22 protein-coding genes are annotated in these 20659 nt (G+C 59.6%); 15 read left to right on the plus strand and 7 right to left on the minus strand.

Annotated features, from left to right (window positions below; genetic code table 11):
• Positions 1-126 (plus strand): class II glutamine amidotransferase (locus JWQ61_RS21475; protein WP_304362327.1); only part of this gene is annotated, 126 nt, incomplete at its 5' end.
• 167 nt (positions 127-293) lie between these two features.
• Here JWQ61_RS21475 and JWQ61_RS21480 read toward each other — a convergent pair.
• Positions 294-1061 (minus strand): exodeoxyribonuclease III, encoded by a 768-nt coding sequence (locus tag JWQ61_RS21480; protein ID WP_304362310.1) that lies wholly within the window; start codon positions 1059-1061, stop codon positions 294-296.
• A 222-nt stretch (positions 1062-1283) separates the two neighbouring features.
• Between JWQ61_RS21480 and pyrE the strand changes: the two genes are divergently transcribed.
• Together pyrE and JWQ61_RS21490 are read left to right on the plus strand one after the other, a co-directional pair.
• Positions 1284-1949, plus strand: coding sequence for an orotate phosphoribosyltransferase (gene pyrE / locus JWQ61_RS21485; protein WP_092395425.1), 666 nt, complete (start codon positions 1284-1286; stop codon positions 1947-1949).
• A 96-nt stretch (positions 1950-2045) separates the two neighbouring features.
• The gene (locus tag JWQ61_RS21490; RefSeq protein WP_304362311.1) at positions 2046-2657 is read left to right on the plus strand and encodes a DUF4124 domain-containing protein; all 612 of its coding nucleotides are present in this window, start codon (positions 2046-2048) and stop codon (positions 2655-2657) included.
• 53 nt (positions 2658-2710) lie between these two features.
• Here the strand turns inward: JWQ61_RS21490 and gatB are convergent, their stop codons facing one another.
• From gatB to gatC, 4 genes are all read right to left on the minus strand, one after another.
• Complete coding sequence (gene gatB / locus JWQ61_RS21495; protein WP_304362312.1) at positions 2711-4171, minus strand: Asp-tRNA(Asn)/Glu-tRNA(Gln) amidotransferase subunit GatB; 1461 nt, start codon at positions 4169-4171, stop codon at positions 2711-2713.
• Positions 4172-4181: 10 nt separating this feature from the next.
• Positions 4182-4703 (minus strand): hypothetical protein, encoded by a 522-nt coding sequence (locus JWQ61_RS21500; RefSeq protein ID WP_304362313.1) that lies wholly within the window; start codon positions 4701-4703, stop codon positions 4182-4184.
• Between the two features lie 30 nt (positions 4704-4733).
• Positions 4734-6200, minus strand: a complete 1467-nt coding sequence (gene gatA / locus JWQ61_RS21505) for an Asp-tRNA(Asn)/Glu-tRNA(Gln) amidotransferase subunit GatA (protein ID WP_304362314.1) — start codon at positions 6198-6200, stop codon at positions 4734-4736.
• Between the two features lie 71 nt (positions 6201-6271).
• On the minus strand, positions 6272-6574 hold the full coding sequence (gene gatC / locus JWQ61_RS21510) for an Asp-tRNA(Asn)/Glu-tRNA(Gln) amidotransferase subunit GatC (RefSeq protein WP_061541870.1): 303 nt from the start codon (positions 6572-6574) through the stop codon (positions 6272-6274).
• Between the two features lie 247 nt (positions 6575-6821).
• Between gatC and JWQ61_RS21515 the strand changes: the two genes are divergently transcribed.
• The 11 genes from JWQ61_RS21515 to JWQ61_RS21565 all read left to right on the plus strand — a co-directional run bounded on the left by JWQ61_RS21515 (position 6822) and on the right by JWQ61_RS21565 (position 18295).
• Entirely contained in the window at positions 6822-7865 is a 1044-nt protein-coding gene (locus JWQ61_RS21515) for a rod shape-determining protein (protein WP_038493730.1), read from the plus strand.
• A gap of 191 nt (positions 7866-8056) precedes the next feature.
• A complete protein-coding gene (gene mreC / locus JWQ61_RS21520) occupies positions 8057-9067 on the plus strand; it encodes a rod shape-determining protein MreC (protein ID WP_304362315.1) in 1011 nt (336 codons plus the stop codon).
• The gene (gene mreD, locus JWQ61_RS21525; protein ID WP_014008092.1) at positions 9064-9576 is read left to right on the plus strand and encodes a rod shape-determining protein MreD; all 513 of its coding nucleotides are present in this window, start codon (positions 9064-9066) and stop codon (positions 9574-9576) included. Before mreC ends, mreD begins: the two co-directional genes overlap by 4 nt.
• Before the next feature lie 8 nt (positions 9577-9584).
• Positions 9585-11594 (plus strand): penicillin-binding protein 2, encoded by a 2010-nt coding sequence (mrdA, locus tag JWQ61_RS21530; protein WP_304362316.1) that lies wholly within the window; start codon positions 9585-9587, stop codon positions 11592-11594.
• An 8-nt stretch (positions 11595-11602) separates the two neighbouring features.
• Positions 11603-12715, plus strand: a complete 1113-nt coding sequence (rodA, locus tag JWQ61_RS21535) for a rod shape-determining protein RodA (protein ID WP_304362317.1) — start codon at positions 11603-11605, stop codon at positions 12713-12715.
• A 79-nt stretch (positions 12716-12794) separates the two neighbouring features.
• On the plus strand, positions 12795-13874 hold the full coding sequence (locus tag JWQ61_RS21540) for a septal ring lytic transglycosylase RlpA family protein (protein ID WP_304362318.1): 1080 nt from the start codon (positions 12795-12797) through the stop codon (positions 13872-13874).
• Between the two features lie 194 nt (positions 13875-14068).
• The gene (gene phnC / locus JWQ61_RS21545; RefSeq protein ID WP_304362319.1) at positions 14069-14920 is read left to right on the plus strand and encodes a phosphonate ABC transporter ATP-binding protein; all 852 of its coding nucleotides are present in this window, start codon (positions 14069-14071) and stop codon (positions 14918-14920) included.
• Between the two features lie 64 nt (positions 14921-14984).
• The gene (gene phnD / locus JWQ61_RS21550) at positions 14985-15959 is read left to right on the plus strand and encodes a phosphonate ABC transporter substrate-binding protein (protein WP_304362320.1); all 975 of its coding nucleotides are present in this window, start codon (positions 14985-14987) and stop codon (positions 15957-15959) included.
• Positions 15960-15962: 3 nt separating this feature from the next.
• A complete protein-coding gene (gene phnE / locus JWQ61_RS21555) occupies positions 15963-16766 on the plus strand; it encodes a phosphonate ABC transporter, permease protein PhnE (RefSeq protein ID WP_304362321.1) in 804 nt (267 codons plus the stop codon).
• Positions 16767-16908: 142 nt separating this feature from the next.
• Positions 16909-17397 carry a GNAT family N-acetyltransferase gene (locus JWQ61_RS21560; protein WP_304362322.1) on the plus strand — a complete coding sequence of 163 codons (489 nt, stop codon included), beginning with the start codon at positions 16909-16911 and terminating at the stop codon, positions 17395-17397.
• A gap of 46 nt (positions 17398-17443) precedes the next feature.
• Positions 17444-18295 carry a D-hexose-6-phosphate mutarotase gene (locus tag JWQ61_RS21565; RefSeq protein WP_304362323.1) on the plus strand — a complete coding sequence of 284 codons (852 nt, stop codon included), beginning with the start codon at positions 17444-17446 and terminating at the stop codon, positions 18293-18295.
• A gap of 7 nt (positions 18296-18302) precedes the next feature.
• Here the strand turns inward: JWQ61_RS21565 and fmt are convergent, their stop codons facing one another.
• Positions 18303-19256: a methionyl-tRNA formyltransferase gene (gene fmt, locus JWQ61_RS21570; protein WP_304362324.1), complete on the minus strand. Its 954-nt coding sequence runs from the start codon at positions 19254-19256 to the stop codon at positions 18303-18305.
• Positions 19257-19425: 169 nt separating this feature from the next.
• The gene (gene def / locus JWQ61_RS21575; RefSeq protein WP_304362325.1) at positions 19426-19956 is read right to left on the minus strand and encodes a peptide deformylase; all 531 of its coding nucleotides are present in this window, start codon (positions 19954-19956) and stop codon (positions 19426-19428) included.
• Between the two features lie 277 nt (positions 19957-20233).
• Between def and JWQ61_RS21580 the strand changes: the two genes are divergently transcribed.
• Positions 20234-20659, plus strand: a 426-nt coding sequence (locus JWQ61_RS21580) for a LysM peptidoglycan-binding domain-containing protein (protein ID WP_304362326.1), incomplete at its 3' end; no start/stop codon positions are given.

A 20659-nucleotide genomic window follows, 5' to 3' on the forward strand; every position in this document is an offset into this window, starting at 1 on the left:
GTGACGACGCCGCAAGACCGGGTGGCGGTGATTGTCACCGAACCGCTCACCACCAACGAAGTGTGGACCAAGTTTGGCGAAGGCGAGCTGATCGTCTTTGTCGACGGCCAGCCGGTCCGGGAGTAAGGGTTCGTTAGGGAATAAGTTGGGCATTTGGGCGGCTGTAGCTGGATGCGATGCAAGGCGCCCGACGCGCCGCAGTGCGAGCACTGCAAGCGGTGGGCAACGCAGCAGCGCGCCGGCTACGGCCAGCACAAATGTTCAACTTATTCCCTAACGAGCCCTAAGCAGGGTCAGGTGTAGTCGATCGTCAGCGGTGCGTGATCGGAGAAGCGCTCGTCCTTGTAGATGGCGACGGCATGCGCATTGGCGGCAATGCCAGGCGTCGAGATGTGGTAATCGATGCGCCATCCCACATTCTTGGCCCAGGCCTGGCCGCGGTTGCTCCACCAGGTGTACTGCTCATCGCGCTGGTCGACCTGGCGAAACACGTCGACCAGGCCGACCTGCTCAAACAGGTGGGTGAGCCAGGCGCGTTCTTCCGGCAGGAAGCCGGAATTTTTCTTGTTGCCCTTCCAGTTCTTCAGGTCGCGTTCCTGGTGCGCGATATTCCAGTCACCGCAAATCACGACTTCGCGGCCGCTTTCCCTGAGCTGCTGCAGGTGCGGCAGGAAGGCTTCCATGAAACGGAATTTGGCAATCTGCCGTTCTTCGCTGGAGGAACCGGACGGGCAATATAGCGAGATCACCGTCAGGTCGCCGAAATCGCATTCCACATAACGCCCTTCGGCGTCGAATTCAGGGTTGCCGAAGCCAATCCGCACCGCATTCGGCTTGCGTTTACTATACAGGCCGACGCCCGAATAACCTTTTTTCTCGGCGTAATGGAAATGGCCGGTGTAGCCTTCCGGCGCCAGGAATTCCGGCGTCATGTCGGCGGCTTGCGCCTTCAGTTCCTGGACGCAGATGAAATCGGCTGACTGCTTGGCCATCCATTCAAAAAAGCCTTTTCTGGCCGCTGAGCGGATGCCGTTGAGATTGGCGGAAATGATTCTTGGCATGTTTGGTCGATAAAAAGGGTAATAAGAAGATGCCTAAGGATAACCGAAGGTCCGCCATCGTGCGCGAGGCCGGTTTCATGGTTAAAACCTGTCGCGAGCAGGCATGGTGTTTGCACTTACTGCTGTGGAAGGGATGAACTCCATTTAAAATGGCGGTCTGGTGTCGCTAATGTGCTGTAAACAGCGACAAAATTTGTCAGCCTCAACCGTCTGGAGTGCATTTTGAACAATTTACGTCAACAATTTATAGAATTTGCGGTCAAGGCTGGAGTATTGAAATTCGGCGAGTTTGTGACCAAGGCAGGGCGCACTTCACCGTATTTCTTCAATGCGGGCATGTTTAACGAAGGGGCGGCACTGGGTCAGCTGGCGCAGTTTTATGCACGCACCCTGATCGACTCGGGTTTGCAGTTTGACATGTTGTTCGGGCCGGCCTACAAGGGCATCACGCTGGCCTCGGCGACTGCGGTGGCGCTGGCGGCGCAGGGACGCAATGTGCAGTTCGCCTACAACCGCAAGGAAGCCAAGGATCACGGCGAGGGCGGCAATATCGTCGGCGGCCCGCTGAAGGGCCGGGTGCTGATCATCGACGACGTGATTTCGGCCGGCACCTCGGTGCGCGAATCGGTAGAGATGATCCGCGCCGCGGGCGCCACGCCTTGTGCGGTGGTGATCGCGCTGGACCGCATGGAGAAATCCGGCAAGGACGATGCGCTGTCGGCCAACTCCGCGGTAGAAGAAGTGACGCAAGCGTACGGCATGCCGGTGATTTCGATCGGCAACCTGAACGACTTGCTGGAATATATTTCCGGCGCTGGCGCCGACGCTGAATTGAACCGCTACCAGGCAGCAGTGGCGGCTTACCGGGAGCGTTACGGCGTAGCTTGACGACAGCCCAGTCGTTCGCGCCGGATTGCAAAATTTAATGTGTAGCTGTCGTGGATGACGGGAATGAATCGGATTGCTCTAACTCTAGTACGGGGTATGTTTTTCAGCGCGGCAGGTTTGCTGCCGCTGCTTGCGCACGGCCAGATTTATACCTGCAAGGATGGGGCAGGCCGTACCATTACCGGCGATCATCCGATGCCGGAATGTTCCAACAGTAAGATCCTGGAGCTGAGCAAGGCCGGCGTGGTCAAACGCGAAATCCCGGCGCCGCTGACGGCCGAGCAAAAACGCCAGCAGCAGGCGCTGGATGACAAGCGCCGGGTTGAGCTGGCGGCGGAAGAACAGCGGCGTCAGCAAGACCGTGCGCTGCTGTCGCGTTACCGCAGCGAAGCCGATATCGAGGCTTCGCGCCGCTATTATCTGTCGCTGTCGCAGGACCTGATCAAACGCGACCAGGTGGCGATCGACGACGCCCAGAACCAGTTGAAAACCGCCAATACCGAGGCCGAATTCTACAAGCACCGGAAGACCTTGCCGGTCTCGCTGCGCAACAAGATCGATGACGCCAACCGCGACATCGCCTACAACCAGAAGAACATGGCGGACCACCAGGCCGAGCTGACCCATATCAACGGCAAGTTCGATGAGACGTTGAAGCACTACAGGGAATTGGTGGGTGCGATGCCGGAGGCGCAGGCATCGCGCTAGGCAGGAAGATGATCAAGCAATAGCGGCTGGCGATGATGCCAGCCGCTATTTTTTTAAGCAGTCAGTTTCTGCTTCAGCAGCTCGGTCAGCTGCGCAGGATTGGCCTTGCCCTTGGTGGCTTTCATGGCTTGGCCGATCAGGGCATTGAACGCTTTTTCCTTACCGGCGCGGAATTCCTCGACTGACTTGGCGTTCGCCGCCAGCACTTCATCGATGATTTTTTCCAGCGCGCCGCTATCGGAAATCTGCTTCAGTCCCTTGCTTTCGATGATCTCGTCGGCCAGGTTTTCCTGTGCGGATTTGGCGTCCCACATGGCGCCGAATACTTCCTTGGCGATCTTGTTGGATATCGTGCCGTCGGCGATGCGTTGCAGCAGCAGCGCCAGCTGTACCGCACTGACAGGGGCATCGGCCACGTCGACGTTTTCCCGGTTCAGCGCCGAAGACAGGTCGCCCATCAGCCAGTTGGCAGCGGGCTTGGCTTGTTCCTTGCCGGCTTTCACCGTAACCGCTTCGAAGTAGCCGGCCATCGCTTTCGATTGGGTCAGCACCGCGGCATCGTATTCCGACAGGCCGAAATCGCGCACGAAACGCTCGCGCATCGCGTCTGGCAGTTCCGGCATGGTGGCGCGGACGCGCTCAACCCATTCGGCGCCGATCACCAGCGGCGGCAGGTCGGGATCCGGGAAGTAGCGGTAATCCTGGGAATCTTCCTTGCTGCGCATCGAACGGGTTTCTTTCTTGTCCGGATCGTAGAGGCGGGTTTCCTGCACCACTTTGCCGCCGTCTTCGATCACTTCGATCTGGCGCCGCACTTCGTAGTTGATCGCCTCTTCCAGGAAACGGAAGGAGTTCAGGTTCTTGATTTCACTGCGGGTGCCGTAAGCGGCCTGGCCGACCGGCCGCACCGAGACGTTGGCGTCGCAGCGGAAGGAGCCTTCCTGCATGTTGCCGTCGCAAATCCCTAGCCACATCACCAGCGAATGCAGGGCCTTGGCATAGGCTACCGCTTCGGCGGCGCTGCGCATGTCGGGCTCGGTGACGATTTCCAGCAGCGGCGTGCCGGCGCGGTTGAGGTCGATGCCGCTCATGCCCTGGTAGTCTTCGTGCAGCGATTTTCCGGCGTCTTCTTCCAGGTGGGCGCGCGTCAGCTGCACGGTCCGAAGTTCGCTCTTGCCGTCTTTTTCCAGCACGAAGGAAACCTTGCCGCCCTGGACGACCGGGATTTCAAACTGGCTGATCTGGTAGCCCTTCGGCAGGTCGGGATAGAAATAGTTTTTGCGGGCAAAGATCGATTGCGGCGCAATCGTCGCGTTCACCGCCAGGCCGAACTGGATCGCGCGCTCCACCGCGCCGCGGTTGAGCACCGGCAGCACGCCAGGCAGCGCCAGGTCGACCGGGCTGGCCTGGGTGTTGGCGGCGGCGCCGAACTGGGTCGACGAGCCGCTGAAGATTTTTGACTTGGTCGAGAGTTGCGTATGCGTTTCCAGACCGATCACGACTTCCCACTGCATAATGATTTCCTTATTTATCTTGGTAACTGCATTCACCGGTTTTCAAGTCCACCGATAGTTCCGTAAAATTTGCTCTTGAGCCGCACAGCGCCGGGCAGCTGGGTATCACCTGCAATCTGTCGCCGTCGCGCTGCAGGCGGATGCTGCAATTCATGCCGTGATCGTAAAAATCGTAGCCGCGCTGCCGGCGCGCTGTGACCGGATCTTTCAAGGTGATGCGCCAGTTGTCCCGGCCGCCATCCTGCCGGACTTCGGCCTGCGGGCCGTCGCCGGTATCGATGCTGCATTCGAAACCGTGGGTCGGCCGGTACAGTGCCGATTCCCAGCGCAACGCTTCGATGTGGTCGCCGTCCAGCTTGAATTCCCCGGTGTCGCCGTAGATCACTTTTTCACCATCCGTTTCGCGCGTCAGGTTGCAGCCGAATTTGGTCTGCAATTGCTGCGCCTGGATTGCCGGCGTCAACAGCGTGGCGCTGAAAGCGAACAATGCCGATACCGCCATCCTGGCGCGGCGACTCTGAAAAAAAAGCAAGATCGATAGCATGGGCTGGGCGATCGCTTTTTACTCAGGGCTGCGCAAATGCCAGTCAGTCACGCGCTGGTACTGGTGCGCGACGTTGAGCAGCCTGGCTTCCTCATAATAATTGCCGATGATCTGCAGCCCGACCGGGCGCCGCGCGTTCTTTTCGCCCTGGCCGAAACCGCAGGGTATCGACATGCCCGGCAGGCCGGCCAGGCTGGTCGACAGCGTGTAGATGTCGGCCAGGTAGTTGGCGACCGGATCGTCCGCCTTGGCGCCCAGGTCCCAGGCCACGGTCGGCGATACCGGCCCCATGATGACGTCGCACTGGCGGTTCGGGCCGGTCAGCGCGTTCTGGAAATCCTGGGCGATCAGGCGGCGGATTTTCTGCGCCTGCAGGTAATAGGCGTCGTAATAACCGTGCGACAGCACATAGGCGCCGACCAGGATGCGGCGCTTCACTTCTTCGCCGAAACCTTCCGCGCGCGACTTCTTGTACATGTCGGCCAGGTCCTTGTAGTCGGCGGCGCGGTGGCCGTAGCGGACGCCGTCGAAGCGGCTCAGGTTGGACGATGCTTCGGCCGGCGCGATCACGTAGTAGACCGGGATCGACAGCTCGGTTTTCGGCAGCGAGATGTCGACCAGCGTGGCGCCCAGTTTTTCATATTCCTGCAGCGCCGCACGCACCGCCTGTTCGACATCGGCTGACAGGCCGCTGCTGAAATATTCGCGCGGGATGCCGATGCGCAGGCCCTTCAGGTCCTTGTCCAGGTCGGCGCTGAAATCTTCTTTCTTGCGTTCCAGGCTGGTCGAATCGCGCGGATCGAAACCGGTCATGGCGTTCAGCAGAAGAGCGCAATCTTCCGCGGTCTGCGCGATCGGGCCGGCTTGATCCAGCGAGGAAGCGAAGGCTATCATGCCGAAGCGCGAGACGCTGCCGTAGGTCGGCTTGATGCCGGTCACGCCGCACAATGAGGCCGGCTGGCGGATCGAACCGCCGGTGTCGGTGGCGGTGGCGGCCGGCGTCAGGCGCGCGGCGACGGCTGCTGCGGAACCGCCGGAGGAACCGCCCGGAATCGCGGTCTTGTCCCACGGATTCTTGACCGGGCCGAAGTGCGAATTTTCATTGGACGAACCCATGGCGAATTCATCGCAGTTCAGTTTGCCCAAAGTCACCATGCCGGCGTTGTTGAAGTGTTCCACCACGGTGGCGTCGAACGGGCTGGTGTAGTTTTCCAGCATTTTCGAACCGGCGGTGGCGCGCCATCCGCGCGTCACGAAAATGTCCTTGTGCGCGATCGGCACGCCGGTCAGCGGCGTGCTGTCGTTTTGCGCCAGGCGCAAGTCGGCGGCGCGCGCCTGTTGCAGCGTCAGCTCCTGGTCGACATGCAGGAATGCATTCAGGTCGCTTTGCTCGATCCTGGCCAGGTACAGTTGCGCCAGCTCCTCGGCCGAGATCTTCTTTTCGTGCAGCAGCACCGACAGTTGCTTGAGTGTTTTGGTATGCATGAGTACTTTTAAATATTAACTTTGCGGGACGACAAAGGCTTACAGCGAACGCAGCCCGGCGTATTTGATGATTATTCGATGACCTTCGGCACCAGGTACAGGCCGTCTTCGGTCGCCGGCGCCACTTTCTGGTAATCCTCGCGATGATTCGATTCGGTCACCACGTCGTCGCGCAAGCGCAGCGACAAATCCTGCTGCAACGCTGCAATCGGGTGGCTCAGCGGCTCGATGCCGGTGGTGTCTACCGCGCGCATCTGCTCGACCAGCGAGAAAATGCCGTTCAGTTTGTCGAGCGTGGAAGCGGCCTGGTCTTCGGTGAGTTCGAGGCGTGCCAGATTGGCAATGCGCTTAACGTCGGAAAGGGCTAATGACATGATTTTCGATTTTTGAGCGCGCACTTAGGCGCATGTGGTTAAAATAGAAATACTTTGCTTGCCGATAACTTCTCAGATTTTTGTAAAAAGCAAGCATTTTGAGCGCTATACGCCCTAATTTGAGTCAAATTATAAGGTAGAATGTTGCGTCCATGCGGCAGGTAATCGATCTTTACCATGCGCCGGATACTAGACACCCCCCTTAAAAAACGTTTGAGCGCACCATTGTTGCGCATTGGAACAATTAATGTTTGGATTTTTACGCAGTTACTTTTCGAATGACCTGGCGATTGACCTGGGTACCGCGAATACGCTGATTTATGTGCGCGATAAAGGTATTGTCCTGGATGAGCCGTCGGTTGTCGCAATTCGCCAGCAAGGCGGGCCTAACGGCAAGAAGACAATTCAAGCCGTCGGGCGGGAAGCAAAACAGATGCTGGGCAAGGTCCCCGGCAATATCGAAGCGATCCGGCCGATGAAAGACGGCGTGATCGCCGACTTTACCGTCACCGAGCAGATGCTCAAGCAGTTCATCCGCATGGTGCACGACACCAAGCTGTTCAAACCGTCGCCGCGCATCATCATCTGTGTGCCTTGCGGCTCGACCCAGGTTGAGCGCCGCGCGATCCGCGAATCGGCGCTGGGCGCCGGCGCATCGCAGGTGTTCCTGATCGAAGAGCCGATGGCGGCGGCAATCGGCGCCGGCCTGCCGGTGTCGGATGCTACCGGTTCGATGGTGGTCGATATCGGCGGCGGCACTACCGAAGTCGGCATCATCTCGCTCGGCGGCATGGTCTACAAAGGTTCGGTGCGGGTCGGCGGCGACAAGTTCGACGAAGCCATCGTCAACTACATCCGCCGCAACTACGGCATGCTGATCGGCGAACAGACCGCCGAGGCGATCAAGAAAGAAATCGGTTCCGCCTTCCCGGGTTCGGAAGTGCGCGAAATGGAAGTCAAGGGACGCAACCTGTCGGAAGGCATCCCGCGCTCGTTCACCATCTCCAGCAATGAAATCCTGGAAGCCCTGACCGATCCGCTCAACAACATCGTTTCGGCCGTCAAGAACGCGCTGGAACAGACCCCGCCGGAACTGGGCGCGGACATCGCCGAGAAGGGCATGATGCTGACCGGCGGCGGCGCCTTGCTGCGCGACCTCGATCGCCTGCTGATGGAAGAAACCGGTTTGCCGGTGATCGTGGCCGAAGACCCGCTGACCTGCGTGGTGCGCGGTTCCGGCATGGCGCTGGAGCGGATGGACAAGCTGGGCTCGATCTTTTCCTACGAGTAATCCAGACTGATGCGACGCTTGCCTAACCTCATCAGCTTGCTCTTGAGGTCGGGCAGCGGCAACCGGGTCGGTGCATTGATGCATGCGACCCGCTTTCGTATCTACGGCATGAACACGGACCTGAGCACAAACGTGAGTGCGAATGTGTTTGTACCGCCAGCCACCGACCAAACCGAATCTGTCCATTACTGATGGAATACAGCCCACCACCCCTCTTCAAGCAAGGCGCTTCGGCCCGCGCCAAGGCGGTGATATGCACGCTGCTGGCGCTGGCGCTGCTGATTGCCGATTCGCGCATCCATGCCTTGCTGCTGCTGCGGCAGGCGGTCGGCACCGCGCTTTACCCCCTGCAGATGGTGGCCCTGGTGCCGCGCGACGCCACCAACCGGGTGGTCGATTATTTTTCTTCGCTGTCGACGGTGGAAAAAGAAAACCAGACCCTGCGCAGCCAGCAAGGCGAACGCGCCCAGCAATTGCAGCAGGCGCAGCAGCTGGCCGCTGAAAATGCCCAGCTGCGCAAACTGCTCGGAGTTGAACAACGGCTGCCGGTGAAATCGGTGATGAGTGAAATCCTGTACGACGCGCGTGACCAGTTTGCCCGCAAGGTGATCATGGACCGCGGTTCGCAGCAAGGCGTGGCCACCGGCCAGCCGGTGATCGACGATTCCGGCATCGTTGGCCAGGTGACGCGCGTATTCCCCTTTACCTCCGAAGTCACGCTGCTGACCGACAAGGACCAGGCGATCCCGGTGCAGGTGCTGCGCAACGGTTTGCGCAGCGTGGCTTACGGGCGTGGCCAGTCGGGCTACCTGGACTTGCGTTTCATGTCTTCCAATGCCGATATCCAGAAGGGCGACCTGCTGGTGACTTCCGGCATCGACGGCGTTTATCCTGCCGGCCTGTCGGTGGCCAAGGTAGTGCAGGTCGAAACCAAGTCGGCCGACGCCTTTGCGCATATCGTCTGCGAACCGGTGGCCGGCATCGACAGGCATACCCAGCTGCTGATCCTGCTGGTGGATCCCAATCCCGTAGCGCGTCCGGACGATGAAGCCGCCATCCCCAACAGCAAGGCCGACATACTGAGCAAGCGGCGCCTGACCGAGAGCACGCGCGACAAGACGCGGGAAGCCGCGAAAGAAGCCGGGAAAGAAAGCAATCCCGAAGCCGCTCGCAAAAATCCGCAAGGAGCTGGCGTCCGATGATGCGTCCTCATTACATCCTGTTGCCGGCCAACCCGCTGTTCATCGCGATGACGCTGCTGCTGGCATTCCTGCTCAACCTGCTGCCCTGGGGCCAATGGCCGGGCGTGCCGGATTTCGTGGCGCTGGTGCTGGTGTTCTGGAGCATCCACCAGCCGCGCAAGATCGGCATCGGCATCGCTTTCTGCATGGGCCTGCTGATGGATGTGCATGAAGCTACCTTGCTCGGCCAGAACGCGCTGGCGTACACGCTGCTGTCTTACTTTGCCATCATGATCCACCGCCGCGTGCTGTGGTTCTCGGTCAGCGTGCAAGCGCTGCACGTACTGCCCCTGATGTTGCTGACGCAGCTGATACAACTGGTGATACGGATGTCCGTCAGCGGCAAGTTTCCAGGCTGGCTGTATTTCGCCGAGAGCTTCGTTTGCGTGGCGCTGTGGCCGGTGGTGGTGTGGCTGCTGCTGGCGCCGCAGCGGCGTGCGGTCGATCGCGATGACAATCGTCCCATCTAGCCGCGTTCATGACTGAATTCAAAAACACCGAACACGAATTGCGCAAGTTCCGCTTGCGGATTACGGCGGCCGTGGCTTTTGTGCTGATCTGTTTTGGTCTGCTCGGCGTGCGTTTTATCTGGCTGCAGGTAGTACGCCACGATGCCTACGCAGCGCAAGCCGAGGACAACCGGATCTCGCTGGTGCCGGTGGTGCCGAACCGCGGCCTGATCATGGACCGCAACGGCGTCATCCTGGCGCGCAATTATTCTGCCTACACATTGGAAATCACCCGTTCCAAAATCAAGGGCGATCTCGAAAGCGTGATTGACGATCTGGCGCAGATAGTCAACATCACGCCGAAAGACCGGCGTCGCTTCAAGAAGATGCTGGAAGATTCCAAGAGTTTCGCAAGCCTGCCGATCCGCACCCGCCTGAGCGACGAAGAAGTGGCGCGCTTCACCGCGCAGCGTTATCGCTTCCCCGGCATAGACGTGCAGGCGCGCCTGTTCCGCCAGTATCCGCTGGGCGAAGTGGCGGCCCACGTGATCGGCTATATCGGCCGCATCAACCAGAAGGATGCCGACCGCATCGACGACAGCGAAGACGCCGCCAACTATAAAGGCACCAGCTACATCGGCAAGGACGGCCTGGAAAAGAGCTACGAACAGCAACTGCACGGCAACACCGGCTACGAAGAAATCGAGATCGCCGCCAGCGGCCGCGCAGTGCGCAGCATGTCGCACGTCTCCGCAACGCCGGGCAACAACCTGATCCTGTCGATCGATATCGAACTGCAGAAGGTGGCAGAGGAGGCGTTCGGCGATCGGCGCGGCGCGCTGGTGGCGATCGAACCGTCCACTGGCGACGTGCTGGCGTATGTCTCGCAGCCGTCGTTCGACCCCAACCTGTTTGTTGAAGGCATCGATCAGCAAAGCTGGGACGAACTGAACAATTCGCCCGATCACCCGTTGATCAATCGCCCGATGAGCGGCACTTATGCGCCCGGGTCGACCTACAAGCCATTCATGGCGCTGGCGGCGCTGGAGCTAGGCAAACGCACCACGTCTTTCGCTATCAACGATATCGGCTATTTCATGCTGGGCGGGCACCAGTTCCGTGACGACAAGGTAGGCGGCCACGGACGGGTAGACATGTACAAGTCCATCGTTGAATCTTGCGATACCTATTACTACATGCTGGCCAACGACCTGGGCCCCGACACCATCCATGATTTCATGAAACCGTTCGGTTTCGGCCAGTTGACCGGCATCGACCTGGAGCACGAGCAGCGCGGAATCTTGCCGTCGACTGACTGGAAGCGTAAATACTACAAACGCGTGGCCGCGCAGAAGTGGGTTGGCGGCGATACGATTTCGCTCGGGATCGGCCAGGGCTTCAATGCCTTTACGCCGCTGCAGATGGCGCATGCGGTAGCGACCTTGGTCAACAACGGGGTAGTGATGAAACCGCATCTGGTCAAGATCATCGAAGACGGTGCAACGCGCGCACGAACGCAAACCGTACCGAAGGAAAGTTACCGCATTCCGCTGAAGCAGGAAAATATCGACTTCATCAAGAAGGCGATGGTGGGTGTAACGCACGAAGGTACAGGGCGAGCAATATTTGCCGGCGCCGGCTATGAATCGGGCGGCAAGACCGGAACCGCCCAGGTCTTAGGCATCAAGCAAGGTGAAAAATACGACAAGAGGCACAATGGCACGCGTCTGGCCGACAATGCCTGGTATACCGCGTTCGCACCTGCCGACAAGCCGCGCATCGCGATTGCGGTGATTGTCGAAAACGGTGGCTTCGGCGCTGCCGCCGCGGCGCCGATCGTGCGCAAGGCGCTGGATTTCTACATGCTGGGCAAGCGTCCGGGGGATAGCGGCAAGGCAGCCTCGCCGGCGCCTGCAGCAGCGCCGGTGTCGGAGGAAGACGATGCCGTGCCGGCACCGCGGGAAAATCAAACCAGGCCTACCGAGAGCACTGAAGACGCCTATAAGCCGGGTGAAGAAACCCCGGGTAACCGCGAGTAATTGGAACCATGAACCTGACCGATAGGCATACCGTCTGGCAAAACATCAAATCGCATATTGCGGTGTTTGACGGCGCCCTGTCGCTGATCATGTTTTTGATATTGTCAGTCGGTATCATCACCCTGTATTCAGCCGGAATCGATTTTCCGGGAAGAGTTGAAGACCAGTTGCGCAATATCCTGGTAGCGTTTGTCATCATGTGGATTGCCGCCAATGTTCCGCCGCAGACCCTGATGCGGTTTGCGATACCGGCCTATGCACTGGGCGTGTCGCTGCTGATTGCGGTAGCAGTGTTCGGGATAGTAAAAAAAGGTTCGCGGCGCTGGATCAATATCGGCATGGTGATCCAGCCTTCGGAAATCATGAAAATCGCGATGCCATTGATGCTGGCCTGGTATTTCCAGAAGCGCGAAGGCATGATCACCTGGCGCGATTACCTGGTGGCGGCGTTGCTGCTGGCATTGCCGGTCGGCCTGATCATCAGGCAACCGGATCTGGGCACCGGCACCCTGGTGCTGGCCGCAGGCTTCTACGTGATCTTCCTGGCCGGCTTGTCGTGGCGCGTGCTGATCGGCCTCGCGGTAGCGGCCGGCGCCAGCTTGCCGGTGCTGTGGTCGGTGCTGCACGATTATCAGCGGCAGCGGGTGATGATGCTGATCGATCCCACCTCGGATCCGCTCGGCAAAGGTTTCCATATCATCCAGTCAACCATTGCGGTCGGTTCCGGCGGCGTGTTTGGCAAGGGTTGGCTGAAAGGCACGCAAGCGCATCTGGAATTCATTCCGGAACGCACCACCGATTTCATTTTTGCGGTATTTTCCGAAGAATTCGGCCTGATCGGCAACTGCGTCCTGCTGTTCCTGTACATATTGCTGATCGGACGCGGCATGATGATTGCGGCCAACGCGCCAACCATGTTCACACGCTTGCTGGCCGGTTCCATCACCTTGATTTTCTTTACTTATGCATTCGTTAACATGGGCATGGTCAGTGGCATTTTGCCGGTAGTTGGCGTACCTTTGCCATTCATGAGTTATGGCGGCACCGCGCTGGTTACCCTGGGGCTGGGCGCCGGCATATTGATGAGCATCCAGCGCCATCGCAAGCTGATACAGACTTGAGCACGGTTGAACTTGTGCGGCCGAAACGGGGTCCATTGATGCAATTATTTGTTTTCAGTCTCTATCGTCAGGGGAGTGCATGCTAGGGCGCCGCTACAACGTTGTTACATATTCCAGTGCCTTGCTGCTGTCGCTGATCCTCGCCGGCTGCGGCACTTCGCCGAAAACGGCATCAGTCCCGGCCGCCCCGGCCAAGTCGGGCGCCGGCAACATCGCCGGCCGCAACGTGCCTGCGCTGCCGCCTGCCGGCTCCGGCCGCGGCGGCTACTACAAGGATGACGGCCCGGGCGATGCCGTCCCTGAAGGGCTGCTGGACACCCCGGATGCCATTCCGGTAGTCGAACCCTATTCGCGTACCGGCAACAGGCCTTATGTTGTGTTTGGCAAGACCTACACGCCGATGACCGACGACCAGCCGTTCAAGCAGCGCGGCACCGGCAGCTGGTATGGCAAGAAATTCCATAAGCAAAAGACATCTTCCGGCGAACTGTACGATATGTACAAGATGACAGCCGCTCATCCGACCTTGCCTATCCCTTCTTATGCCAAGGTGACCAACCTGAAAACCGGCGCGCAGGTGATCGTGCGGGTCAACGACAGGGGCCCGTTCCACTCCAGCCGCATCATCGACCTGTCCTATACGGCGGCGCTGAAGCTCGGTTACCTGAACAGCGGCAGCAGCCAGCTCGAGGTCGAGCGCCTGCTGCCGGCCGACATCGTCGCACTGAACAAGCAGCGCGGCAGCAACCCGGCGCCGCAGGCTGCGGCATTGCTGGCGCCGGCCGCGGCCGAGCCCGTCAGGGATAACACGGCGCCTGCCGTGGTGACGACCGAATCGGTGGACATGCCGGTGCTGACGGCGCAACCGCTGCTGCTCAGCGAGGCGTCGCCAGCGTCCGCGCCTGCAGCCAGCAACAGTTCGCTGGCCGCAGGCTACTACCTGCAGTTCGGCGCCTATACGCAGCAAGCCAATGCCGACGGCGCGCGCTCGCGCCTGATGCAGGAATTATCCGGCGTCGTGACTTCGCTCGACAGCGTGGCGGTGAATGGCATGTATCGTTTATATGCCGGACCGTACACTAGCCGCGCGGATGCCGACAGCGCTCTGCAGCAGATCCGGCAGCGCTCCGGCGCTACGGCGATTGTCGTGCAGCGTTAGCAGAACCACCACATCTTCCTTCCTGGCGTTGCATGGCAACGCATCTCTTGCGGTCCGCTCCTTGAACCTGGAAAGGCCCTGACCGTGCTGTCGGCCTTGGTTTGCTGTAACCGAATGGTCACAAAAATTTCATACGCCTGACATATTTGACCGCAATACTTCCGCCATTCACAAGAGTAATGGCGGTACATATCATGGTTGAAATCAAAGGTTTGTCAAAGACGTTCCGTGGCGGATTCCGCGCCCTCGACAATGTCAGCCTGCGCTTCGCGCAAGGCGAGATGGTGGCCTTGATCGGCGCATCAGGCTCCGGGAAATCGACGCTTTTGCGGCATATTTCGGGATTGATGGCTGCAGATAACAGCGGCGGCACGATCTCCATCGATGGCCAGTCAGTACAGAAGGATGGCTTGGTCGACCGCAACATCCGTGCGGTGCGCGCCAACGTCGGTTTCGTTTTCCAGCAATTCAACCTGGTGGGCCGGCTGCCTGTGCTGACCAATGTATTGACCGGCGGCTTGTCGCGCATGCCGCTCTGGCGCAGCTGCTTCAAACTGTTTACCGCGGAAGAAAAAGCGCTGGGCCTGGAAGCGCTGGCGCGCGTCGGCATTTCCGACCACGCCTATAAACGCGCTTCGGCGCTGTCCGGCGGCCAGCAGCAACGGGCTGCGATTGCCCGCACTATCGTGCAAAAGGCGCGCGTGGTGCTGGCCGACGAGCCGATTGCCTCGCTCGATCCGGAATCGGCGCGGCGCGTGATGCAGACGCTGGCCGACGTTAACCAGCGCGACGGCAGCACGGTCCTGGTATCGCTGCACCAGGTCGATGTCGCCTTGCGTTTCTGTCCGCGCACGGTGGCCTTGCATAAAGGACGTGTCGTGTACGACGGCCCTTCCAGCGCCCTGACCGAGTCGATGCTGCGCGAACTGTACGGTAGCGAAGCAGAAGACATCCTGGGCGGTTCCAACACCTTGACCCGGCCCGCTGCCTCTGTGCCTGTGCCAGCGCCCTTCGACGGCGTGCCGGCGCTGGCGGTCGCAGCCTGAAGTACATCTTATAACGTACATCCCGCAATTGAATATCACCCCTTCCATTCAGGAGTTCCACATCATGTTTGCAAAATTACTTTCCGGCGCCGCAATCACCATGGCGATGCTGGCAGCCGCGGCCGCGCATGCCGACGACGTCAAGGTGCTGAACTTCGGCATCATCTCGACCGAATCGTCGAAAAACCTGAAGCAGGACTGGCAGCCGGTGCTGGATGAATTGAGCAAGCGTACCGGCATCAAGGTCAACGGCTTTTTTGCTTCCGACTACGCCGGCATCATCGAAGGCATGCGTTTCGGCAAGGTGCAGATGGGCTGGTTCGGCAACAAGTCGGCGATGGAAGCGGTTGACCGCGCCAGCGGCGAAGTGTTCGCGCACGTGCTCAATCCGGACGGCAGCGCCGGTTACTACAGCCTGGTGGGCGTGCAAAAAGACAGCCCGAACAAGAGCATCGAAGACATCCTGAAAAACGCCAAGGGTCTGACCTTCGGCATCGGCGATCCGAACTCGACTTCCGGTTTTCTGGTTCCTAGCTATTACATCTTTGCAAAAAACAATGTCGATTCGAAGACAGCGTTCAAGGTGATCCGCACTTCCAATCACGAAGCCAATATCCTGGCGGTCGCCAACAAGCAGATCGATGCCGCCGTGTTTGCTTCAGACACCATGGCCCGCATCGAAGAGCGCCAGCCGGCAACCGCCAAGGAAGTCCGGATCGTCTGGAAATCGCCGCTGATCGCGGCCGACCCGCTGGTGTGGCGTAAAGACTTGCCGGCCGACCTTAAAGCCAAGATCAAGGATTTTTTCGTCAACTACGGCAAGACCGGTCCTAACGCGGCACAGGAAAAAGCGCAGCTGGCCAAGCTGGAATACAGCGGCTTTGAAGAGTCCAGCGATGCGCAGCTGAATCCTATCCGCCAGCTCGAACTGTTCAAGCAAAAAGGCAAGCTGGAAGCCGACGCCAACCTGAGCGCCGACGACAAGAAAGCCAAGCTGGACGACATCAACCGCAAATTGTCCGACCTGGCCAAATCCTAAGCAATGACAAGTCCCGCATCTCTGAAAATGCAAACCGCGTTTCCTGCGCCGCCCAAGCAATCGATAGGCCGCACCCTGTTCTGGGGTCTGCTGCTGGCGGTGCTGATCGCTTCCTGGCGCGGGGCTGACATGCGGCCGCTGGAACTGCTGCGCGACGGCGGCAACATGGGCACGTACGCCGCCAGTTTTTTCCCGCCCGATTTCCACGACTGGCGCGCCTACCTGCAAGAATTGATCGTGACCATACAGATCGCGGTCTGGGGTACAGCGCTGGCGGTGGTGTGCGCAGTGCCTTGCGGTTTGCTGGCGTCATCCAATATCGCTCCGGCCTGGGTCAACCAGCCGGTGCGGCGCTTGATGGATGCGGCGCGCGCCATCAATGAAATGGTGTTTGCGATGCTGTTCGTGGTGGCGGTCGGCCTGGGGCCGTTTGCCGGCGTGCTGGCCCTGTTTGTCGCTACTACCGGCACGCTGTCCAAGCTGTTTTCGGAAGCGGTCGAAGCCATCGATCCGCAGCCAGTCGAAGGGATACGCGCCACCGGCGCTAACGCCCTGGAAGAAATCGTCTATGGCGTATTGCCGCAGGTGATGCCGCTATGGATTTCCTATGTGCTGTACCGCTTCGAAGCCAATGTGCGTTCGGCGACGGTGGTCGGCATGGTCGGCGCCGGCGGTATCGGCGTGATCTTGTGGGAAGTGATCCGCAGCTTCGAATATGGCCAGACTTGCGCCGTGCTGATCATGATCGTGCTGGCGGTCAGTGCGATCGACCTGGTTTCATCGCGTTTGCGCAAATTGTTTATTTAAATATTTCGTTTCTGTTTTTGCATCAATGGATGGCGCGCCGCCTGCGATTTTTCGCAAGCCGGTCGCGCCATTTTTTTCTCCGCGCGGAATTTTCGGTATAGTCCTTATACTCAAGAATAATTTCGACACGGAGCAAAGAGCAATGACTTCCGCCGTTTCCGATCCTCCTTTGCCGCACGTTACCGTGCGCCAGGCCACGCCTGGCGACGCCGAGACTTTGGTGGCGCTGCTGGCCGAGATGGATGATGAGCCTGCCCGCGCCACGCTGGGTGCCGAAGGCGCGCGCCAGATCATGGCCAGGATGGCTGCCTATCCGTACTTCCGGGCTTTCCTGGTATTTGCCGACGGGGTGGCGGTCGGCACCTTCAGCCTGCTGGTTTTCTGCAGCCTGACCCATGAAGGCGGCGAGCAGGCAGTGATGGATGCGGTGGTCATCAGCCGCGCCTGCCGCGGCCAGGGCATAGGCAGCGTGATGCTGGATCATGCGGTGCGCATTGCAGGCGAAGCCGGCTGCTACAAGATTGCATTGTCGTCCAACCTGAAACGCATGGACGCGCATCGCTTCTATGAACACTTCGGTTTCACGCAGCACGGGATCAGCCTGGCCGTTCCGGTTTCCAAATCCATTTGACGGTAAATTTCAGCATACTGCGCGGCCAGCGACGGGAGATATGATTGTGCTAAATCCGAAAAACCTGCAAGAGACCAATGATTTCATCATCGCCATCGCGGCCGATGGCGCACGGGTAGAAGTGGCGCTGCACGGCGGCCATGTCTGTTCCTGGCGCGGACCGGACGGCGTCGAGCGTCTGTTCATGAGCCCGCTCAATTCATGGCGCAGCGATGCTGCAATCCGCGGCGGCATCCCGGTGATTTTCCCGCAGTTCGCCAGCGAAGGGCCGTTGCCGAAACACGGTTTTGCCCGTCTTAGCGCATGGGCTTTGCTGGAATCCTCGCGGCAGGTAGACGGCAGCGGTTTGATCTGCCTCGGCCTGACCGATTCGGAACAGACCCGGCAGGTATTCCCGCATGCATTCGCGCTTGAATTGCGCATCACGTTTTCCGGCCAGAGCCTGAATACCGAGCTGGTGGTGAAAAATACCGGCAGCCAGCCTTTCGAATTCACCTGCGCCTTGCATACCTACCTGGATGCGCAGATTGCCGAAGCCGCCTTGTACGGCCTCAAAGGCTATCGCTACCGCGATTCGGTCGACAACCGCCGCATCAAGGTTGCGGAGGAAGAAGTGCTGCATGTCACCGAGGAAGTTGACCGGGTTTATTTTGCGGTCGATAAGCCGATTACCTTAAGCAGCCACAAGCAAAGCGTGATCGCTACCCAGTCTGGGTTTGCCGATGCGGTGGTGTGGAATCCTTGGGAAAACGGCTGCGCAAAAATTGCCGACCTGAAGCTGGATTCCTATCAGCACTTTGTCTGTATCGAGGCCGCCGCGGTCGAGCATCCGCTCCTGCTGGCGCCGAACGCAAGCTGGAGCGGCTCTCAAAACCTGGAATGCGTGCTGGCCGCCTGATCGGCGTTTAGTTGAATCTGCCGCCCTGCATCGGGAAGGCTTTCAGGAACTCAGCCGCCGGCAAGCGTTTGCCGCCCGGCTTTTGCAATTCTGTAATGCGCAATGCACCGCTGCCACAGGCGACGATCACGTCATCTTGCGGATCGGCGTTGATGACGGTCCCGGCGGCATGCTTGCCGTCGGCGGCAATAACCTGCGCCTGCCACAACTTCAGGGTGACTCCGGCGAACACGGCGGCGGCGGCCGGGAACGGGTTGAATGCGCGTATCTTGCGCTCCAGGACTGCCGCCGGCAGCGAGAAATCGAGAGCCGCTTCTTCCTTGCTGATCTTGGCGGCGTAGGTCACGCCTTGCTCCGGCTGCGGCGTCGCCGGCAAGGCGTTCTGCTCCAGGCGGCGCAGCGCTTCGACAATCATGTCGCCGCCGAGTTTTGCCATCTTGTCATGCAGCGTGCCGGTAGTATCGCTGGCGCCGATCGCCATTTTCTCGATCAGCAGCATCGCACCCGTATCCAGTCCCTGGTCCATTTGCATGATGGTGATGCCGGTTTCGCTGTCGCCGGCTTCGATCGCCCGGTGGATAGGCGCCGCGCCGCGCCAGCGCGGCAGCAGCGAGCCATGGATGTTGAGGCAGCCGCGCGGCGGGATATCCAGCACGCTGGTCGGCAGGATCAGGCCGTAGGCGGCCACCACCATGATGTCGTGTGGCGTGGCTTGCAGCAGTGCATGGGCCTCCCTGGCTACGTCCGGGTACTTGCCGTCCAGCCGCAGCGATACCGGCTGCGCTACCGGTATCTGATGGTCCAGCGCAAACTGCTTGACCGGCGATGCATGCAGCTGCATGCCGCGGCCGGCGGGACGGTCTGGCTGGGTCAGCACCAGCGGGACCTGATGGCCGGCGTCGTGCAAGGCCTTGAGCGCCACCGCGGCGAATTCGGGGGTTCCGGCGAAGATGATTTTCATGAGGGCGATACAGTCACAACAATTGCGGGACAGAGTTTAAGAGCCACCGCAGCGTGGCGAATTACTCTGTCCTCAACTGAATAGGGTGGAAGTTTCAAGTAACGCAATAACTGCGCAAAACAGAAACATATCTCTATATGGGATACGTTTGAAGAATCATCGATGTTGCTTATCTTGTAGCGTATTGCTTGTCGCGTTTCAGCTCGCGTTCTTCCTTGAGCATCTTGGCCTTGATCCGGTTGCGCTTCAAAGGCGACAGGTATTCAACAAAAACCTTGCCCATCAAGTGATCCATCTCATGCTGGATGCACACCGCCAGCAAGCCATCGGCATCGACCTCAAACGGCTTGCCGTCGGCATCCAGGGCGCGCACCTTGACCCGTGCCGGACGCTCGACGCCATCGTAGACGCCGGGCACCGACAGGCAGCCTTCGTCGTAGATCTGCTTTTCTTCGCTGGCCCAGAGGATTTCCGGATTGATGAAAACCCGCAGGTCGGTGCCGGCATCGGAAGTGTCGATCACCACCAGTTGTTCATGGACGTCGACTTGCGAAGCAGCCAGCCCGACGCCGGGCGCTTCGTACATGGTTTCGGCCATGTCGGCGACCAGCTGTTCCAGGCGAGGGCCGAATTCGGTGACCGGCTTTGCCACCTTGTGCAGGCGGGCGTCGGGGTAGCGCAGGATGTTCAATAAGGCCATAGGAATCGAGAACTCGGTAACAATTGAATAATGGTTTGGTGCAAGTGCGGAAAAAATGCCCTAAATCAACAAAAACGCAACAGAACGACGGGCTATCCGGACGTGGTTTGTCTTGCTAGTTCAAGGATTTATGTGCAGAATTTGATCCAGTTCGGCAACCTTTCCTATCCGTAAGCCGGGTGGAAGGTGTCGGCTTGGGCCGTTCCTGCGCCAAGAAGGGCAGGGGAAGAGCGCAGCCAGCAATGCCGTTTTCATGCCGCACTTTACGGACACCTCAATGAAAAATTTTATCACAATCGGCACCCGCTTTGCTGTCGCGTCGCTATTTGCATGCGCTTCGGCCGCCTCGGTACAGGCCGCTACTTGTGAATTTCGTCCAAACGCGCCCGACCAGCATCTGGTCGTGCGCGGCGATACCTTGTGGGATATTTCCGGCAAGTTCCTCGAGCATCCGTGGTGCTGGCCACAGGTCTGGGGCATGAACAAGGACGAGATCCGCGATCCGCACTGGATCTACCCGGGCCAGATCGTGTATTTCGACCGGGCCAACCGGCGCCTGAGCCTGACCAGGCCGGACGGCGATGGCGCCGATGCGGTTTCCGGCACCACCCGGCTGTCGCCGCAGATCCGCACCGAAGGGCTGGGCGTGGACGCGGTGCCGTCGATTCCGGCCGGCGTGATCGAGCCTTTCCTGTCGATGCCG

The sequence above is a fragment of the Collimonas fungivorans genome (assembly GCF_028292705.1).
Taxonomy (GTDB): Bacteria; Pseudomonadota; Gammaproteobacteria; order Burkholderiales; family Burkholderiaceae_D; genus Collimonas; species Collimonas fungivorans_B.

Bases quoted from the DNA above. Each gene is read 5' to 3' on its own strand.
- JWQ61_RS21480 (WP_304362310.1), bottom strand. From the start codon at position 1,061: ATGCCAAGAATCATTTCCGCCAATCTCAACGGCATCCGCTCAGCGGCC.
- JWQ61_RS21490 (WP_304362311.1), top strand. From the start codon at position 2,046: ATGTTTTTCAGCGCGGCAGGTTTGCTGCCGCTGCTTGCGCACGGCCAG.
- gatB (WP_304362312.1), bottom strand. From the start codon at position 4,171: ATGCAGTGGGAAGTCGTGATCGGTCTGGAAACGCATACGCAACTCTCG.
- gatA (WP_304362314.1), bottom strand. From the start codon at position 6,200: ATGCATACCAAAACACTCAAGCAACTGTCGGTGCTGCTGCACGAAAAG.
- gatC (WP_061541870.1), bottom strand. From the start codon at position 6,574: ATGTCATTAGCCCTTTCCGACGTTAAGCGCATTGCCAATCTGGCACGC.
- JWQ61_RS21515 (WP_038493730.1), top strand. From the start codon at position 6,822: ATGTTTGGATTTTTACGCAGTTACTTTTCGAATGACCTGGCGATTGAC.
- mreC (WP_304362315.1), top strand. From the start codon at position 8,057: ATGGAATACAGCCCACCACCCCTCTTCAAGCAAGGCGCTTCGGCCCGC.
- mreD (WP_014008092.1), top strand. From the start codon at position 9,064: ATGATGCGTCCTCATTACATCCTGTTGCCGGCCAACCCGCTGTTCATC.
- mrdA (WP_304362316.1), top strand. From the start codon at position 9,585: ATGACTGAATTCAAAAACACCGAACACGAATTGCGCAAGTTCCGCTTG.
- rodA (WP_304362317.1), top strand. From the start codon at position 11,603: ATGAACCTGACCGATAGGCATACCGTCTGGCAAAACATCAAATCGCAT.
- JWQ61_RS21540 (WP_304362318.1), top strand. From the start codon at position 12,795: ATGCTAGGGCGCCGCTACAACGTTGTTACATATTCCAGTGCCTTGCTG.
- phnC (WP_304362319.1), top strand. From the start codon at position 14,069: ATGGTTGAAATCAAAGGTTTGTCAAAGACGTTCCGTGGCGGATTCCGC.
- phnD (WP_304362320.1), top strand. From the start codon at position 14,985: ATGTTTGCAAAATTACTTTCCGGCGCCGCAATCACCATGGCGATGCTG.
- phnE (WP_304362321.1), top strand. From the start codon at position 15,963: ATGACAAGTCCCGCATCTCTGAAAATGCAAACCGCGTTTCCTGCGCCG.
- JWQ61_RS21560 (WP_304362322.1), top strand. From the start codon at position 16,909: ATGACTTCCGCCGTTTCCGATCCTCCTTTGCCGCACGTTACCGTGCGC.
- fmt (WP_304362324.1), bottom strand. From the start codon at position 19,256: ATGAAAATCATCTTCGCCGGAACCCCCGAATTCGCCGCGGTGGCGCTC.
- def (WP_304362325.1), bottom strand. From the start codon at position 19,956: ATGGCCTTATTGAACATCCTGCGCTACCCCGACGCCCGCCTGCACAAG.